The following is a 15914-nucleotide window of genomic DNA, read 5'->3' as shown; positions in this document are numbered from 1 at the left end:
CGTGGCGGCCGCCTCGGACCCGGCCGCTGGTCCGGGCCGTGATCCGGCGGGTGACCGTCACCGGGCCGCACCGGCCCCAGTCAACGCCCCGGCGCTCCCGTGCGTAACTGTCCTTCGGGCCAGTTGTCCGCCTGCGGCAGGGTCGCGCCCGGGCAGGAGGGCCGGCCTGAGAGGATGGGGCCGTACCCGCCGATCCGCATCGCACACCGAGGGGCGAACGCCAGTGACAAGGGCTTCCCTGGACAAGCAGCCGCACGAAGTCGCCTCCATGTTCGACGGGGTCGCCGCGAACTACGACCTGACCAACGACGTCCTCTCCCTCGGCCAGGCCCGGCTGTGGCGCAAGGAGGTCGCCAAGGCGGTCGGCGCGCGCCCCGGGCAGCGCGTCCTCGATCTGGCCGCCGGCACGGCCACCTCGTCGCTGCCCTTCGCCGCCGCCGGCGCCTACGTCGTCCCCTGCGACTTCTCCCTGGGCATGCTCCGCGAGGGCAAGAAGCGCAACCCCTGGCTGCCGCTGACCGCCGGCGACGCGACCGGGCTGCCCTTCAAGGACGGCGTCTTCGACACCGTCACGATCAGCTTCGGCCTGCGCAACGTCCAGGACACCGACGCCGCCCTGCGCGAGCTGTACCGGGTGACCAAGCCGGGCGGGCAGGTCGTCATCTGCGAGTTCTCACAGCCCACCTGGGCCCCCTTGCGGACCGTCTACACCGAGTACCTGATGCGCGCCCTGCCCCCGGTCGCGCGCGCGGTGTCGTCCAACCCCGACGCGTACGTGTACCTCGCCGAATCCATTCGCGAATGGCCCGACCAGCCGGCGCTGGCCGTCCTGCTGCAGAAGGCCGGCTGGGCCAAGGTCGCCTGGCGGAACCTGAGCGGCGGCATCGTGGCGCTGCACCGGGGCACCAAGGCCTGACGCGGTGGACACCGCTCCCTTCGGCGACGTGCCCTTCGAGGAGGCCCCCTTCGACTACGCCGCCCTGCTCCGCCAGATCGCGGCCGACCTGGTGCCGCTGGTGGGCAGCGGCACCCCGGCCGAGTACATCCCGGCGCTCGCCTCGGTGGACCCGAACAGGTTCGCCATGGCGATCGCCGACCTCGACGGCAACGTCTACGGGACCGGGGACTGGCAGGTCCCCTTCTCCACCCAGTCCATCACCAAGGTCTTCGCGCTCGCCCTCGCCCTGGCCGAGGGCGGCGACGCCCTGTGGGACCGGGTGGGCCGCGAGCCCTCCGGCAACCCCTTCAACTCGCTCGTGCAGCTGGAGTACGAGAACGGCATCCCGCGCAATCCGTTCATCAACGCGGGCGCCCTGGTCGTCACCGACCGGCTCCAGACGCTGACCGGTGACGCGAGCAGCGAACTGCTCCGCTTCATGCGGGAGGAGAGCGGCAATCCGGACATCGGCTTCGACGCCGGCGTCGCGGCCTCCGAGCAGGAGCACGGCGACCGCAACGCCGCCCTCGCCCACTTCATGGCCGCGTACGGCAACATCGACAACCCGGTGCCGACGCTCCTGGACCACTACTTCTGGCAGTGCTCCATCGAAATGAGCTGCGCCGACCTGGCCCGCGCCGGGCGCTTCCTGGCCCGGCACGGGCTGCGGGCGGACGGCTCGCGGCTGCTGACGCGCAGCGAGGCCAAGCAGATCAACGCGGTGATGCTGACGTGCGGAACGTACGACGCGGCGGGCGAGTTCGCCTACCGGGTCGGGCTGCCCGGCAAGAGCGGGGTGGGCGGCGGGATCGTCGCCGTCGTCCCGGGCAGGTGCACCATCGCGGTGTGGAGTCCGGGCCTGGACCGCCAGGGCAACTCCGTCGCGGGTGTGGCGGCCCTGGACCGCTTCACGACCCTGACGGGCTTGTCGGTCTTCTGACGCGGCCGGCCGGGCCGCGCCCTTGGCCCGGCCCGGCCCGTCAGGCAGGCCCCAGCGTCAGCGAGTAGCGGCGGCCGTGACGGACCCCGTTCGGCAGGAGGAAGCGTTCCGCCAGGGTCATGCCGAGCCGCTCGGCCACCGCTATGGAACGGACGTTGGCGTCGTCGATCATCGCGACGACGTGCGGGACACCGGCCTCCCGGACCCTCTCCAGCGTCGCCAGCGCGGCGGCGTAGGCGTACCCCCGGCCCCACGCGGAGCGGGCCAGCCGCCAGCCGATCTCGATCTCCCCGACCGGCCCCCAGTCCTTGTCCCGGGGCCAGGGCTGGGCGCCGGTGAAGCCGATCACCGCGCCCTCCTCGTCCAGCAGGGTCCACAGGCAGTAGCCGAGCTGGGCGTCGTGCATGCGCTGGCGCGCGGTGAACTCCTCGTAGAGCGACAGTTCGGCGGGACCGCCGAGGAACTCCATGACGTCGGGGTCGTGGAAGACGCGGTGCCAGGTGTGGGCGTCCTCGTCGGTGGGCACGCGGAGCTGTACGGCGGGAAGCGGCCGGGTCGGCGAGGTGGTCATCGGGCAGCCCTTCGGATCGCGATCTCTCTCGCTGCATAGACTGCACACGTCCGGTGCCGCCTGGCACCCTATATCGAGCCTTCGGGAGACCCCGCAGTGACCGAGCCCCTCTCCGAACACTCCGCGGACGTGATCGTCGTCGGGGCCGGGCCCGCCGGGTCCACCACCGCGTACTACCTCGCCAAGGCCGGACTGGACGTCCTGCTGCTGGAGAAGACGGCGTTCCCGCGCGAGAAGGTCTGCGGTGACGGCCTGACCCCCCGCGCCACCAAACAGCTGGTGGCCATGGGTATCGACATCTCCGAAGAGGCCGGCTGGCTCCGCAACAAGGGCCTGCGCATCATCGGTGGCGGCCAGCGGCTCCAGCTGGACTGGCCGGAACTCGCCTCCTACCCGGACTACGGACTCGTCCGCAAGCGCGACGACTTCGACGAGACCCTGGCCCGCCAGGCACAGAAGGCCGGCGCCCGCCTCTACGAGCGGTGCACCGTGGGCGAACCCGTCCGCGACCCGCGCACGGGCCACATCACCGGCGTGCAGGCCAAGCTGGGCGAGGAGAAGACGCCGGTCACCTTCAGCGCCCCGCTGGTCGTCGCGGCCGACGGCAACTCCTCCCGGCTCTCCCTGGCGATGGGCCTGCACCGGCGCGAGGACCGTCCGATGGGCGTCGCGGTGCGCACCTACTTCACCTCGCCCCGCCACGACGACGACTACCTGGAGTCCTGGCTGGAGCTGTGGGACCGGCGAGGCCCGCAGGACCGGCTGCTGCCCGGCTACGGCTGGATCTTCGGCATGGGCGACGGCACCTCCAACGTCGGTCTCGGCATCCTCAACTCCTCCTCCGCCTTCAAGGAGCTGGACTGGCGCGAGGTGCTCAAGGCGTGGTGCGCCTCCATGCCGGAGGACTGGGGCTACACCCCCGAGAACATGACGCAGCCGATCCGCGGCGCGGCCCTGCCGATGGCCTTCAACCGGCAGCCGCACTACACCAAGGGCCTGCTGCTCGTCGGTGACGCGGGCGGCCTGGTGAACCCCTTCAACGGCGAAGGCATCGCCTACGCCATGGAGTCGGGCCGGATCGCGGCCGACGTCATCGTGCAGGCGCACGCCCGGGCGACCCCGGCCCAGCGCGAGCTGGCCCTGCACAACTACCCGAAGGTGCTCAAGGAGACGTACGGCGGCTACTACACGCTGGGCCGCGCCTTCGTGAAACTGATCGGCAACCCCAAGGTCATGAAGATCGCCGCGCAGCGCGGCCTGTCCCACCCGGTGCTGATGCGGTTCACGCTCAAGATGCTGGCCAACCTGACCGACCCGACGGGCGGCGACGCGATGGACCGCATCATCAACGGCCTCTCGAAGGTGGCACCCCGAGCTTGACCGTTCAAGGCCGGGCCGCTCGCTGGACAGTCGAGCGGCCCGGCCCGTGGGGTGGGGTCGTCACACGTTGACGATTTTCACCTTCGGTGAGCCGGGAAGCTCCTCTGCGGCCTTGCACAGCGCGGGGATGTGCGACTTGTCGGAGGTGACGAGGAGTACCGGGGGCGGGCAGAGCGCGGCCGTGGCCACCACGAGTGCGTCCACGAGGCATTCGTGCCCGTCGAGGCCCGAGGCGTCCAGCAGTTTCGCCGCGGCGTCCGTCACCGCGTCGTTGACCGGCTTCACGTCGAACCGGGACAGCAGGAACTGGAGTCGCTTGGCGGCTTCTCCTGTTCGACGCACCTCCAGGGGCGTCAGTGCGGACAGCGCCACGCGTCGGCCGCTCTGCTGAGCGACCTCGATGCGAGCACGCATCCCCTCGTCACCGTCGACGTGCAGTGAAAGCCCTTGGGCGTCCAGGACGAGCGTGCCCTCGCTCTTCGCCTTGATCTTGAGGCGCTTGCTTACCACTCCTGCTCCGCCTGCCGCCGAGCTTCGGCGGATACGGGGCCGAACGCCTTGCGGTCAGCGGTCACGACCTCGCGGAGCTTCTGCGCGGCGAGCCATTCCTCCAGAGCTTCGGCCACAACGGAGGAGAAGCCGCTTTTACCCGCGCGTTCCTCGACTTCCTTGATCAACGACTGGGCGAGCGACACGGATCTCTTGCCGGCCCGCTCGGCGGCCTCGGGTGCTGCGTGACTGCTCATATCTAAAACGTAACACCGCCGGTAGGACATTTCTTGTCCGACGGTTACCCAGGTGGAACCGGCTTCGCAGGCTCAGCAGGAGCCGGTGGGCCGGGCGGGGGGCTCCCCGGCCCGGTCCGCTGCCGTTCGCGGTTGCGCGTCCGTGACGCCGTGGACCGTGCGCACGCAGCGGGCCAGCAGCACCAGCCCGCACAGCAGCAGTGCCCCGGAGGCGCTCCAGCCGAGGCCCAGGGTCAGGGCGTTGCCCGGCTTGTGCCAGGGACGGGCCGTGGTCAGCAGCCAGCCGCCCACGGCGAGGAGTCCGAGACCGAGGGCGGCGGGGGCCGCGGTGGGGTCGCCGGTGCCGTGGTACTCGTACGGCCTGGTGCTCACGAAGCCACCACCTCCATGGGTCGAACGGGGCCGGGCGCGCCACGGCCATCTTCGCAGGGCCTCGGCCGGTTCGATACGGGCCGCCCGCCAGGCGGGACGGAGCCCTGCGCGGGCGGCCGGTAGGGGCGCCGGGTGATGGTGGGTGGCACGGGACTGCCGTTGACAAGTTGCCTGCCGGTCACGGGGATTGCGATGCCTGCGTCCCTCCGCGGCCCGGGGCAGACGGAAGGGCCGGTACTCCGCCCCCGAGCGGGGGAGTACCGGCCCTTCCTGACGTCGCGACGTCTCACACGGCTCAAAGGATGCGCACGGCGCCCGTCGGCCTGTCGTAGCTCATGCCGCGCTCGACGATGCCCGTGCTGGGGTTCTGCGCGCCGACGAACTTGCCGCCTCCCACGTACAGGGCGACGTGGTAGGCGTTGCCCTTGGAGCCCCAGTACAGGATGTCGCCAGGCTGGAGGGCGCTCAGGGACACCGAGGTGCCGGCCGAGGACTGGTCCTGGGACATGCGGGGCAGGGAGATGCCCGCCTGGCGGTAGGCGGCCTGGACGAGGCCGGAGCAGTCGAACGAGGACGGCCCGGTGCCGCCCATGACGTACGCCTTGCCGACCTGCGCGCGGGCGAAGTTCACGATGGCGGCGGCGGAGCCGGTCGCCGGGGCGGCGACCGAGGCGCCCGAGCCGTCGCTGGAGGTGGCGCCGGAGGAGGACTTGGTCGCGAGCGTGGCGCGGGCGGTGCTGCGGTTGGCGCGCTCGGCCTCGGCCTTGCGGGCCGCCTCTTCCTGGACCTTCTTCTCGGCGTCGGCCTTCTGCTGGGCGTCTTCCTTGGCCTTCTTCGCCTCGGCGGCGGCGCCGGTGCGGGCGCTCTCCTCCTGGGCGGTCAGTTCGCCTTCGACGGCTGCCGAGCGGGTGTTCTCGGCTGCCGTGGTGACGGCGGAGGCGACGTCGGCGCCCAGGTCCAGGTTGAGGACCGGCATTTCGAGCGTTGTCTCGGCCACGGGCTCGGCGGTCGGGGACGCGCTCGCGGTGCCGGCCATGGCGAGGGTGCTGAGGACGCCACCGGCAACTCCGGCGCGGACCGCAAGCTTCGAGGCGCTGCGGCGGGGCTTCCGGTGGCTGGGTATGTGAGCGGTGTGGGACATGAGGACAACCGGTATCAGGGCCCATGGGTTCCCTTCAAGAAACGTGGCGTGCGCCACAGTTGCTCGCGGAGCCCGTGAACCGGGGGCGTCAGGCTTCTTATTGACGCCGTATCGGACCAAACGGACATGGCTTCACAAGCCTGTGATCATGGGGTTTCTGCAATTAGTCCGTATTGATCCACGACCTACCATCACTCCGCACAGATGGCCAAGCCCGCTTTTGCCGACGCGAAACGGGAGTGGCGCAGGTCACAGGAGCGTCACGCTGTGCGGACGCTGTGGCCCGTCCGTGACCTTGCCGTGAAGTCCGCGGCGCGATCGTGAACGGATGCACACGGTCGGTGACGGCAGGCGTGCGCTCCCGCCCCGCGTCCACTTCCGTACGCGGAACCTCCCTCGTCCGGGCGACGCCGATCCCTTTATCACCGAGGAGCTGCTGTCGCCAATTTGCCTGCATAGGGAAACCTTTGATAAAGCGCAAAGGCCTCTACCTGCAGTAACAGGGCCGGATGTCACCTTTGGTGATCATGTGGATGCTTCACGTATGAAGATCACCACTCATCTGCCTTCATGATCGTTCGTCAGGTGGTGGAGATCACAAAGTCGGTGTTGCAACCCGTGTCGCAGATCACAGACGAGCAGGCATAAGATGCGCAGCAGTCCGGCTTGTGAACTGCCTCACATGTACACGATCTTCGCGAGGCGGGACACGCCCCCAGCCACCCGCTGGGCGGCGCTCCAGCCGGCGCAGCGGTCCAACGGTCAAGGACGACTGGAAGGAGCGAGGAGCGTGAATGCGTACGCGCCCATCCTCGTGCTCGGCGCCCTCGGCGCAGGGTTTGCGATCTTCTCCGTGGTCATGGCCACGCTGATCGGTCCAAAGCGGTACAACCGGGCAAAGCTCGAAGCATACGAGTGCGGCATCGAGCCCACTCCCGTGCCGGCCGGCGGCGGCCGCTTCCCCATCAAGTACTACCTGACGGCGATGCTCTTCATCGTCTTCGACATCGAGGTTGTCTTCCTCTACCCCTGGGCCGTCACCTTCGACTCCCTGGGGATCTTCGGGCTCGTCGAGATGCTGCTCTTCGTGCTCACCGTCTTCGTCGCCTACGCCTACGTCTGGCGCCGCGGCGGCCTGGAATGGGACTGAGGGGCTGAATTTTCCATGGGACTGGAAGAGAAGCTGCCGAGCGGCTTTCTGCTGACCACCGTCGAACAGGCCGCGGGCTGGGTGCGCAAGTCATCCGTCTTCCCCGCCACCTTCGGTCTGGCGTGCTGCGCCATCGAGATGATGACCACCGGGGCGGGCCGGTACGACCTGGCCCGCTTCGGCATGGAGGTCTTCCGCGGCTCTCCGCGCCAGGCCGACCTCATGATCGTGGCCGGCCGGGTGAGCCAGAAGATGGCGCCGGTACTGCGGCAGGTGTACGACCAGATGCCCGCGCCGAAATGGGTCATCTCCATGGGCGTCTGTGCGTCTTCGGGCGGGATGTTCAACAACTACGCGATCGTCCAGGGCGTCGACCACATCGTCCCCGTGGACATCTACCTGCCAGGCTGTCCTCCGCGCCCCGAGATGCTGATGGACGCGATCCTCAAGCTCCACCAGAAGATCCAGGGCGGCAAGCTCGGCGTGAACCGCGAAGAGGCGGCCCGTGAGGCGGAGGAGGCGGCCCTCAAGGCCCTGCCCACCATCGAGATGAAGGGGCTGCTCCGGTGAGCGAGACCCAAGAGCCGGAGAACGGCGCCGACGGCCGCGAAGGCGCGGAGGACGCCAACGGCGCGGGCGGCGGGAACGTACCCGCACCGCGTGCCCAGGGACCCGAGGTCATCGGCGTCCGCAAGGGCATGTTCGGGGCCGCCGCCGGCGGCGACACCAGCGGATACGGCGGCCTGGTCCGCACCGTGGTCCTGCCCGGCGCGACCAGCCGCCCGTACGGCTCCTACTTCGACGAGGTCGCCGACGAGCTCGAAGGCGCGCTGGAAGAGCAGGGCCTGGTCCCCGAGAACGCCATCGAGAAGACGGTGGTCGACCGCGGCGAGCTCACCTTCCACATCGCCCGCGAGCACCTCGTACGGGTCGCGAGCACCCTGCGCGACGATCCGGCCCTGCGCTTCGAGCTGTGCACCGGCGTCTGCGGGGTGCACTTCCCCCACGACAAGGGCCGCGAGCTGCACGCCGTCTACCACCTGCGCTCGCTCACCCACGGCCGGATCCTGCGGCTGGAGGTGTCCGTCCCGGACAGCGACCCGCACGTCCCCTCGCTCGTCTCCGTCTACCCCACCAACGACTGGCACGAGCGCGAGACGTACGACTTCTTCGGCCTGGTCTTCGACGGCCACCCGGCCCTCACCCGGATCATGATGCCGGACGACTGGCAGGGCTTCCCGCAGCGCAAGGACTACCCGCTCGGCGGCATCGCCGTCGAGTACAAGGGCGCCCAGATCCCGGCTCCCGACCAGCGGAGGTCGTACAGCTGATGAACACCCCGAACGCATCGCACCCCGCCTCCTCCCGGGAGACCACCGAAGGCCCCGTCTACACCGTCACGGGCGGCGACTGGGACGAGGTCCTGCAGTCCGCGGCCCGCGCGGACGACGAGCGGATCGTCGTCAACATGGGCCCCCAGCACCCGTCCACCCACGGCGTGCTCCGCCTGATCCTGGAGATCGACGGCGAGACGGTCACCGAGGCCCGCTGCGGCATCGGCTACCTGCACACCGGCATCGAGAAGAACCTCGAATACCGGAACTGGACCCAGGGCACCACTTTCGTGACGCGCATGGACTACCTGACGCCCTTCTTCAACGAGACGGCGTACTGCCTGGGCGTCGAGAAGCTGCTGGGCATCACCGACCAGGTCCCGGACCGCGCCACGGTCATCCGCGTGCTGCTGATGGAACTCAACCGGCTCTCCTCCCACCTGGTGTGCATCGCCACCGGCGGCATGGAGCTGGGCGCGACGACGATCATGATCTACGGCTTCCGCGACCGCGAGCTCATCCTCGACATCTTCGAGCTGATCACCGGCCTGCGCATGAACCACGCGTTCATCCGCCCCGGCGGGCTCGCGCAGGACCTGCCCCCGGGCGCCGTCGACCAGCTGCACGAGTTCGTCAAGACCATGAAGAAGAACCTGCCGGAATACGACAAGCTCGCCACCGGCAACCCGATCTTCAAGGCCCGCATGCAGGACGTGGGCTACCTCGACCTCGCCGGCTGCATGGCCCTGGGCGCCACCGGCCCCGTCCTGCGCTCCGCGGGGTTGCCCCACGACCTGCGCAAGTCGGACCCGTACTGCGGCTACGAGACCTACGAGTTCGACGTGCCGACCACCGAGTCCTGCGACTCCTACGGGCGGTTCCTGATCCGCCTGGAGGAGATGCGCCAGTCGCTGCGGATCATCGAGCAGTGCCTGGCCCGGCTGGATCCCGGACCGGTGATGGTCGCCGACAAGAAGATCGCCTGGCCCGCGCAGCTGGCGATGGGCCCCGACGGCCTCGGCAACTCCCTCGACCACATCAAGAACATCATGGGCACCTCCATGGAGGCCCTGATCCACCACTTCAAGCTCGTGACCGAGGGCTTCCGGGTGCCGGCCGGGCAGGCGTACGCGGCCGTCGAATCACCCAGGGGCGAGCTCGGCGTGCACGTCGTCTCCGACGGCGGCACCCGCCCCTACCGGGTCCACTTCCGCGACCCGTCCTTCACCAACCTCCAGGCCATGGCGGCGATGTGCGAGGGCGGCCAGGTCGCCGACGTCATCGTCGCCGTCGCCTCCATCGACCCCGTGATGGGAGGCGTCGACCGATGACCACCGTGCCTTCTCGGGGGGAGACCCCCGCAGCCCCCCTCTCGCTGGGCATGCCCCAGCTGCCCGCCCCGGACTACCCGGCGGAGGTCCGCGAGCGGCTCGCGGCCGACGCCGCCGAGGTCATCGCCCGCTACCCCGACAGCCGCTCCGCGCTGCTGCCCCTGCTGCACCTGACGCAGTCCGAGGAGGGCTACGTCTCGCGCACCGGCATCCGCTTCTGCGCCGAGGTCCTGGGCCTGACCACCGCCGAGGTCACCGCCGTCGCCACCTTCTACACGATGTACCGGCGGCGGCCCTCGGGCGACTACCAGGTCGGCGTCTGCACGAACACGCTGTGCGCGGTGATGGGCGGGGACGCCATCTTCGAGGAGCTCAAGGAGCACCTCGGGGTCGGCAACAACGAGACCACCCCCGACGGCAAGGTCACCCTGGAGCACATCGAGTGCAACGCGGCCTGCGACTTCGCCCCCGTGGTGATGGTGAACTGGGAGTTCTTCGACAACCAGACCCCCGAGTCCGCCAAGGCCATGGTGGACGACCTCCTGGCCGGCCGGCCGGTCGAGCCGACCCGGGGCGCTCCGCTGTGCACGTACAAGGAGACGGCCCGCATCCTGGCCGGTTTCCCCGACGAGCGCGAGGGCGCGGTCGAGGCCACCGGCGGCGCCGGCCCCGCCTCCCTGGCCGGCCTGCGCCTCGCACGCGGCGAGTCCCCGCACACCTCGGTCGTGCACCCGCGGGGCGAGGCAACCACCAAGGGAGGGGAGTGATGTCGGTGTCCACTCCGAACGAACATCTCGGAGACACCTCCCGGCCGCAGGCCGGGGGCGGGTCCAGCCCGGAGAAGCTCCTCGCGCCCGTCCTGTCGGCCTTCTGGGACGAGCCCGAGTCGTGGACCCTGGAGACCTACCGGCGCCACGAGGGCTACGAGGGCCTGCGCAAGGCGTTCGCGATGACCCCGGACGACCTGATCGCCTACGTGAAGGACTCCGGTCTGCGCGGGCGCGGCGGAGCGGGCTTCCCCACCGGGATGAAGTGGCAGTTCATCCCGCAGGGAGACGGGAAGCCGCATTACCTGGTGGTCAACGCGGACGAGTCGGAGCCGGGAACCTGCAAGGACATCCCCCTCCTCTTCGCCAACCCGCACTCCCTCATCGAGGGAATGATCATCGCCTGCTACGCGATCCGCTCGCAGCACGCCTTCATCTACCTGCGCGGCGAGGTCGTGCCGGTCCTGCGGCGCCTGCACGAGGCGGTGCGCGAGGCGTACGAGGCCGGCTACCTCGGCAAGGACATCCTCGGGAGCGGCACCGATCTCGACATCACGGTGCACGCGGGGGCGGGCGCCTACATCTGCGGCGAGGAGACGGCCCTGCTCGACTCCCTCGAAGGCCGGCGCGGCCAGCCCCGGCTGCGTCCCCCCTTCCCCGCGGTGGAAGGGCTCTACGCCTGCCCCACCGTCGTCAACAACGTCGAATCCATCGCCTCGGTCCCCGCCATCCTCAACAGGGGCAAGGACTGGTTCAAGGCGATGGGGACCGAGAAGTCCCCCGGCTTCACCCTGTACTCGCTCTCCGGGCACGTCGTGGGCCCCGGCCAGTACGAGGCCCCGCTCGGCATCACCCTGCGCCAGCTCCTCGACATGAGCGGCGGGATGCGGCCCGGGCACCGGCTGAAGTTCTGGACCCCGGGCGGCTCCTCCACCCCGATGTTCACCGACGAGCACCTCGACGTCCCGCTCGACTACGAGGGCGTGGGCGCCGCCGGCTCGATGCTCGGCACCAAGGCGCTCCAGTGCTTCGACGAGACGACCTGCGTGGTGCGGGCCGTCACCCGGTGGACCGAGTTCTACGCCCACGAGTCCTGCGGCAAGTGCACACCGTGCCGCGAAGGCACGTACTGGCTGGTCCAGCTGCTGCGTTCCATCGAAAACGGGACCGGCACCCTCGCCGACCTCGACAAACTGGGCGACATCGCCGACAACATCAACGGCAAGTCCTTCTGCGCACTCGGCGACGGCGCGGCCAGCCCGATCTTCTCCTCGCTGAAGTACTTCCGCGAGGAGTACGAGCAGCACATCACGGGCAAGGGCTGCCCCTTCGACCCCAGGAAGTCGACCCTCTGGGCTGACACGGAGGTGAACGCATGACCGTCACCACGAACGCTCCCGCCGGTGGCGGCGAGGCCGGCGGGCCGGCCGCGAAGCCCGACACGGTCTCCCTGACCATCGACGGGATCGAGCTCTCGGTGCCCAAGGGCACCCTCGTCATCCGGGCCGCCGAACAGCTCGGCATCGAGATCCCACGCTTCTGCGACCACCCGCTCCTTTCCCCGGCCGGCGCCTGCCGCCAGTGCATCGTCGAGGTCGAGGGCCAGCGCAAGCCGATGGCCTCCTGCACCATCACCTGCACCGACGGCATGGTCGTCAAGACCCAGCTGACCTCCGCCGTCGCCGACAAGGCCCAGCGCGGGGTGATGGAGCTCCTGCTCATCAACCACCCGCTGGACTGCCCGGTCTGCGACAAGGGCGGCGAGTGCCCGCTGCAGAACCAGGCGATGTCGCACGGCAACGCCGAATCCCGTTTCGAGGGGAGGAAGCGCACCTACGAGAAGCCGGTCGCGATCTCCACCCAGGTGCTGCTGGACCGCGAGCGCTGCGTGCTGTGCGCGCGCTGCACCCGCTTCTCCAACGAGGTGGCCGGCGACCCGATGATCGAGCTGCTGGAACGCGGCGCGCTCCAGCAGGTCGGCACCGGCGAGGGCGACCCCTTCGAGTCGTACTTCTCCGGCAACACCATCCAGATCTGCCCCGTCGGCGCGCTGACCTCGGCCGCCTACCGGTTCCGCTCCCGCCCCTTCGACCTCGTCTCCTCCCCAAGCGTGTGCGAGCACTGCGCGGGCGGCTGCGCGACCCGCACCGACCACCGCCGCGGCAAGGTGCTGCGCCGCCTGGCCGCCGAGGACCCCGAGGTCAACGAGGAATGGGTCTGCGACAAGGGCCGCTTCGCCTTCCGATACGCCCAGCGCCCCGACCGGCTCACCACCCCGCTGGTGCGCGGCGCCGACGGCATCCTCGCGCCGGCGAGCTGGCCCGAGGCCCTGGAAGCCGCCGCGAACGGCCTCGCCGCCGCGCGCGGCCGGGCCGCAGTACTGACCGGTGGCCGGCTCACCGTCGAGGACGCCTACGCGTACGCCAAGTTCGCCCGGGTCGTGCTGGACACCAACGACATCGACTTCCGGGCCCGTGTGCACAGCGCGGAGGAGGCCGAGTTCCTGGCCGCCACCGTGGCCGGCACCGGAAAGGACCTCGGCGGCAGGGGGGTCACCTACACCTCGCTGGAGGCGGCGCCCGCCGTGCTGCTGGCCGGCATCGAGGCGGAGGAAGAGGCGCCCGGGGTCTTCCTGCGGCTGCGCAAGGCGCACCGCAAGCACAAGCAGCGGACCTTCGCCCTCGCGCCCTTCGCCACCCGCGGCCTGGAGAAGGCGGGCGGCACCCTGCTGGCCGCCGCGCCCGGCACCGAGCCCGCGTGGCTGGACGCCCTCGCCGCCCACAGCGGCCTGGAGGAGGGCGGCGCGGCCGCCGCCGGGGCGCTGCGCGAACCGGGCGCCGTCATCGTCGTCGGGGAGCGCCTCGCCGGGGTCCCGGGCGCGCTGACCGCCGCGGTACGGGCCGCCGCCGCGACCGGGGCCACCCTGGTGTGGATCCCGCGCCGGGCCGGGGAACGGGCCGCCGTCGAGGCGGGCGCGCTGCCGTCGCTGCTGCCCGGCGCCCGCCCGGCCACCGACCCGCGGGCCCGCGACGAGGTCGCCGGCGTCTGGGGCCTGGACGCGCTCCCGCACCGCTACGGCCGCGACACCGGCCAGATCGTCCAGGCCGCCGCCGGAGGCGAGCTGTCCGCGCTGCTGGTGGCGGGCGTCGAGGTCGCCGACCTGCCGGACCCGGCACGGGCGCGGACCGCCCTCCAGGAGGCCTTCGTGGTCTGTCTGGAACTGCGCCCCAGCGAGGTCACCGACCACGCGGACGTGGTCTTCCCGGTCGCCGCCGTGGCCGAGAAGGCGGGCACCTTCATCAACTGGGAGGGCAGGGTCCGGCCGTTCGAGGCCGCGCTGAAGCCCGACCAGATGACCCGCCGGCTCGCCCCCGCCGACGCCCGCGTGCTGCACATGCTGGCCGACGCGGCCGACCGGCCGATCGCGCTGCCCGACGTACACGCCGTACGCCGTGAGCTCGACGCGCTCGGCCCGTGGGCCGGGGAGCGCGCCGCCGAGCAGTCCGCGGACACCACGCCGCTGCCCCGTCCCGGAGCGGGCGAGGCGGTCCTCGCGGGCCACCGGCTCCTCCTCGACCAGGGCCGGCTCCAGGACGGCGACGAAGCCCTGGCCGGCACCCGGCACGAGGCGAGCGCCCGCCTGTCGCCCGCCACGGCCGCCGAGACGGGCGTCAAGGACGGCGACGTCCTCGCGGTGACCGGCCCGGCCGGCTCCGTGGAACTCCCGCTGCGGATCACCGAGATGCCCGACCGCGTGGTCTGGCTCCCGCTGAACTCCACCGGATCCGGCGTCCTCGCCGACACCGGCGCCCGCCCGGGCACCCTCGTGCGCATCGGTCCGGCGACCCCGGCCGGCGCAGGCGACACCACTGCGGAGGTGGGCGCGTGAACGCGGTACAGCTCGCCGCGGAGGACCTTTCCCTCTTCGGCCGCGACGTCTGGTGGCTCGTCGTCCTCAAGGCGGTGTTCTGCTTCGCCTTCCTGATGGTGACGGTGCTCTTCTCCATCGTGTGGGAACGCAAGGTCGTCGCCTGGATGCAGCTGCGCATCGGCCCCAACCGGCACGGGCCCTGGGGCATGCTCCAGTCGCTCGCCGACGGCGTGAAGCTCATGCTCAAGGAAGACCTGATCGTCAAGCGGGCCGACAAGGCCGTCTACGTCCTGGCCCCGATCATCGCGGCGATCCCCGCCTTCATGGCCATCGCCGTGATCCCCTTCGGGCCCGCGGGCAACGAGGTCTCCATCTTCGGCCAGCGCACCACGATGCAGCTGACCGACCTGCCCATCGCGATGCTCTACATCCTCGCGGTGGCATCGGTCGGCATCTACGGCATCGTGCTGGCGGGCTGGTCCTCCGGCTCGACCTACCCGCTCCTGGGCGGCCTGCGCTCCTGCGCGCAGATGATCTCCTACGAGATCGCGATGGGCGCGGCCTTCGCCTCCGTCTTCCTCTACTCCGGGTCGATGTCGACCTCGGCGATCGTGGAAGCCCAGGCGGACCGCTGGTACATCGTCCTGCTGCCGGTGTCCTTCATCATCTACGTCATCACCATGGTCGGCGAGACGAACCGCGCCCCCTTCGACATGCCGGAGTCCGAGGGCGACCTGGTCGGCGGCTTCAACACCGAGTACTCCTCCATCAAGTTCGCGCTGTTCATGCTCGCCGAGTACGTCAACATGGTCACCGTCTCCGCGGTCTCGGTCACCCTCTTCCTGGGCGGCTGGCGGGCCCCGGCGCCGATCTCGACGTACTGGGAGGGCGCGAACCACGGCTGGTGGCCGATGCTCTGGTTCGTCATCAAGGTGCAGCTGCTGCTGTTCTTCTTCATCTGGCTGCGCGGCACGCTGCCGCGCGTGCGCTACGACCAGCTGATGAAGCTCGGCTGGAAGGTCCTGATCCCCGTCTCCGTGGTCTGGCTGATGCTGGTCGCCACCGTCCGGGCGCTGCGCAACGAGAGTTACGACTTCAGCGAGATCGTGCTGTACGTCGGGGGCGCCGTCGTGGCGGTCCTGCTCCTCTCCTTCGTCGCGGACGTCCTGCGCGACAAGCGGGAGAAGGCCGCCGCCCAAGAGGCCGGCAAGGGGGCCGCCGCCGGGCCCTTCGACCCGCAGGCGGGCGGCTTCCCCGTACCGCCCAAGCCCGGGCAGCACCTGGCACCTGTACCGCGCCGGCGGTCCCGCGGTCAGCGGGAGCTGATCGGCAGCGGCGGGACGAACACCGACAGCGACCGAGAGGAGGGTTGAG

16 protein-coding genes are annotated in these 15914 nt (G+C 70.6%); 11 read left to right on the top strand and 5 right to left on the bottom strand.

Annotation, left to right across the window (positions count from 1 at the left end):
- The first annotated feature begins 223 nt into the window (after positions 1 to 223).
- Both AMK16_RS12135 and AMK16_RS12130 read left to right on the top strand, forming a co-directional pair.
- A complete protein-coding gene (locus AMK16_RS12135) occupies positions 224 to 916 on the top strand; it encodes a demethylmenaquinone methyltransferase (protein WP_073913090.1) in 693 nt (230 codons plus the stop codon).
- Positions 917 to 980: 64 nt separating this feature from the next.
- Positions 981 to 1877 (top strand): glutaminase, encoded by an 897-nt coding sequence (locus AMK16_RS12130; RefSeq protein ID WP_443333557.1) that lies wholly within the window; start codon positions 981 to 983, stop codon positions 1875 to 1877.
- Positions 1878 to 1917: 40 nt separating this feature from the next.
- Here the strand turns inward: AMK16_RS12130 and AMK16_RS12125 are convergent, their stop codons facing one another.
- Positions 1918 to 2448 carry a GNAT family N-acetyltransferase gene (locus AMK16_RS12125; protein ID WP_073913087.1) on the bottom strand — a complete coding sequence of 177 codons (531 nt, stop codon included), beginning with the start codon at positions 2446 to 2448 and terminating at the stop codon, positions 1918 to 1920.
- 96 nt (positions 2449 to 2544) lie between these two features.
- On the opposite strand from AMK16_RS12125, the gene AMK16_RS12120 reads away from it, so the two are divergent.
- The gene (locus AMK16_RS12120) at positions 2545 to 3828 is read left to right on the top strand and encodes a geranylgeranyl reductase family protein (RefSeq protein ID WP_073913084.1); all 1284 of its coding nucleotides are present in this window, start codon (positions 2545 to 2547) and stop codon (positions 3826 to 3828) included.
- 60 nt (positions 3829 to 3888) lie between these two features.
- On the opposite strand, the gene AMK16_RS12115 is transcribed toward AMK16_RS12120, so the two are convergent.
- The 4 genes from AMK16_RS12115 to AMK16_RS12100 form a co-directional block, all read right to left on the bottom strand.
- Positions 3889 to 4338, bottom strand: a complete 450-nt coding sequence (locus AMK16_RS12115; RefSeq protein WP_199885408.1) for a DNA-binding protein — start codon at positions 4336 to 4338, stop codon at positions 3889 to 3891.
- The gene (locus tag AMK16_RS12110) at positions 4332 to 4574 is read right to left on the bottom strand and encodes a hypothetical protein (RefSeq protein ID WP_073913080.1); all 243 of its coding nucleotides are present in this window, start codon (positions 4572 to 4574) and stop codon (positions 4332 to 4334) included. Before AMK16_RS12110 ends, AMK16_RS12115 begins: the two co-directional genes overlap by 7 nt.
- Before the next feature lie 72 nt (positions 4575 to 4646).
- Complete coding sequence (locus tag AMK16_RS12105) at positions 4647 to 4946, bottom strand: hypothetical protein (protein WP_073913077.1); 300 nt, start codon at positions 4944 to 4946, stop codon at positions 4647 to 4649.
- Between the two features lie 295 nt (positions 4947 to 5241).
- Positions 5242 to 6087, bottom strand: coding sequence for a C40 family peptidase (locus tag AMK16_RS12100; protein WP_073913074.1), 846 nt, complete (start codon positions 6085 to 6087; stop codon positions 5242 to 5244).
- A 790-nt stretch (positions 6088 to 6877) separates the two neighbouring features.
- On the opposite strand from AMK16_RS12100, the gene AMK16_RS12095 reads away from it, so the two are divergent.
- Genes AMK16_RS12095 through nuoH form a run of 8 tightly spaced genes read left to right on the top strand, consistent with a single transcriptional unit; the run spans position 6878 to position 15913 of the window.
- Positions 6878 to 7237 carry an NADH-quinone oxidoreductase subunit A gene (locus AMK16_RS12095; protein ID WP_008738438.1) on the top strand — a complete coding sequence of 120 codons (360 nt, stop codon included), beginning with the start codon at positions 6878 to 6880 and terminating at the stop codon, positions 7235 to 7237.
- A 15-nt stretch (positions 7238 to 7252) separates the two neighbouring features.
- On the top strand, positions 7253 to 7807 hold the full coding sequence (locus tag AMK16_RS12090; RefSeq protein ID WP_030162005.1) for a NuoB/complex I 20 kDa subunit family protein: 555 nt from the start codon (positions 7253 to 7255) through the stop codon (positions 7805 to 7807).
- Positions 7804 to 8568: an NADH-quinone oxidoreductase subunit C gene (locus tag AMK16_RS12085; RefSeq protein WP_073913071.1), complete on the top strand. Its 765-nt coding sequence runs from the start codon at positions 7804 to 7806 to the stop codon at positions 8566 to 8568. Before AMK16_RS12090 ends, AMK16_RS12085 begins: the two co-directional genes overlap by 4 nt.
- On the top strand, positions 8568 to 9902 hold the full coding sequence (locus tag AMK16_RS12080) for an NADH-quinone oxidoreductase subunit D (protein WP_073913068.1): 1335 nt from the start codon (positions 8568 to 8570) through the stop codon (positions 9900 to 9902). Before AMK16_RS12085 ends, AMK16_RS12080 begins: the two co-directional genes overlap by 1 nt.
- Positions 9899 to 10669: an NADH-quinone oxidoreductase subunit NuoE gene (gene nuoE / locus AMK16_RS12075; protein WP_073913064.1), complete on the top strand. Its 771-nt coding sequence runs from the start codon at positions 9899 to 9901 to the stop codon at positions 10667 to 10669. Before AMK16_RS12080 ends, nuoE begins: the two co-directional genes overlap by 4 nt.
- Positions 10669 to 12048: an NADH-quinone oxidoreductase subunit NuoF gene (nuoF, locus tag AMK16_RS12070; protein WP_073913061.1), complete on the top strand. Its 1380-nt coding sequence runs from the start codon at positions 10669 to 10671 to the stop codon at positions 12046 to 12048. Before nuoE ends, nuoF begins: the two co-directional genes overlap by 1 nt.
- Complete coding sequence (locus tag AMK16_RS12065; protein WP_073913057.1) at positions 12045 to 14558, top strand: NADH-quinone oxidoreductase subunit G; 2514 nt, start codon at positions 12045 to 12047, stop codon at positions 14556 to 14558. The genes nuoF and AMK16_RS12065 overlap by 4 nt, the downstream gene beginning before the upstream one ends.
- Positions 14555 to 15913, top strand: coding sequence for an NADH-quinone oxidoreductase subunit NuoH (gene nuoH, locus AMK16_RS12060; protein ID WP_073913054.1), 1359 nt, complete (start codon positions 14555 to 14557; stop codon positions 15911 to 15913). Before AMK16_RS12065 ends, nuoH begins: the two co-directional genes overlap by 4 nt.
- The last annotated feature ends 1 nt before the right edge of the window (position 15914 follow it).

It is taken from the genome of Streptomyces sp. CB00455 (assembly GCF_001905445.1).
GTDB lineage: Bacteria > Actinomycetota > Actinomycetes > Streptomycetales > Streptomycetaceae > Streptomyces.
Note: the sequence above shows the minus strand (reverse complement) of the source record. Positions and strands in the feature narration are given on the sequence as shown.

Bases quoted from the DNA above. Each gene is read 5' to 3' on its own strand.
- AMK16_RS12125 (WP_073913087.1), bottom strand. From the start codon at position 2,448: ATGACCACCTCGCCGACCCGGCCGCTTCCCGCCGTACAGCTCCGCGTG.
- AMK16_RS12110 (WP_073913080.1), bottom strand. From the start codon at position 4,574: ATGAGCAGTCACGCAGCACCCGAGGCCGCCGAGCGGGCCGGCAAGAGA.
- AMK16_RS12100 (WP_073913074.1), bottom strand. From the start codon at position 6,087: ATGTCCCACACCGCTCACATACCCAGCCACCGGAAGCCCCGCCGCAGC.
- AMK16_RS12090 (WP_030162005.1), top strand. From the start codon at position 7,253: ATGGGACTGGAAGAGAAGCTGCCGAGCGGCTTTCTGCTGACCACCGTC.
- AMK16_RS12080 (WP_073913068.1), top strand. From the start codon at position 8,568: ATGAACACCCCGAACGCATCGCACCCCGCCTCCTCCCGGGAGACCACC.
- nuoE (WP_073913064.1), top strand. From the start codon at position 9,899: ATGACCACCGTGCCTTCTCGGGGGGAGACCCCCGCAGCCCCCCTCTCG.
- nuoF (WP_073913061.1), top strand. From the start codon at position 10,669: ATGTCGGTGTCCACTCCGAACGAACATCTCGGAGACACCTCCCGGCCG.
- AMK16_RS12065 (WP_073913057.1), top strand. From the start codon at position 12,045: ATGACCGTCACCACGAACGCTCCCGCCGGTGGCGGCGAGGCCGGCGGG.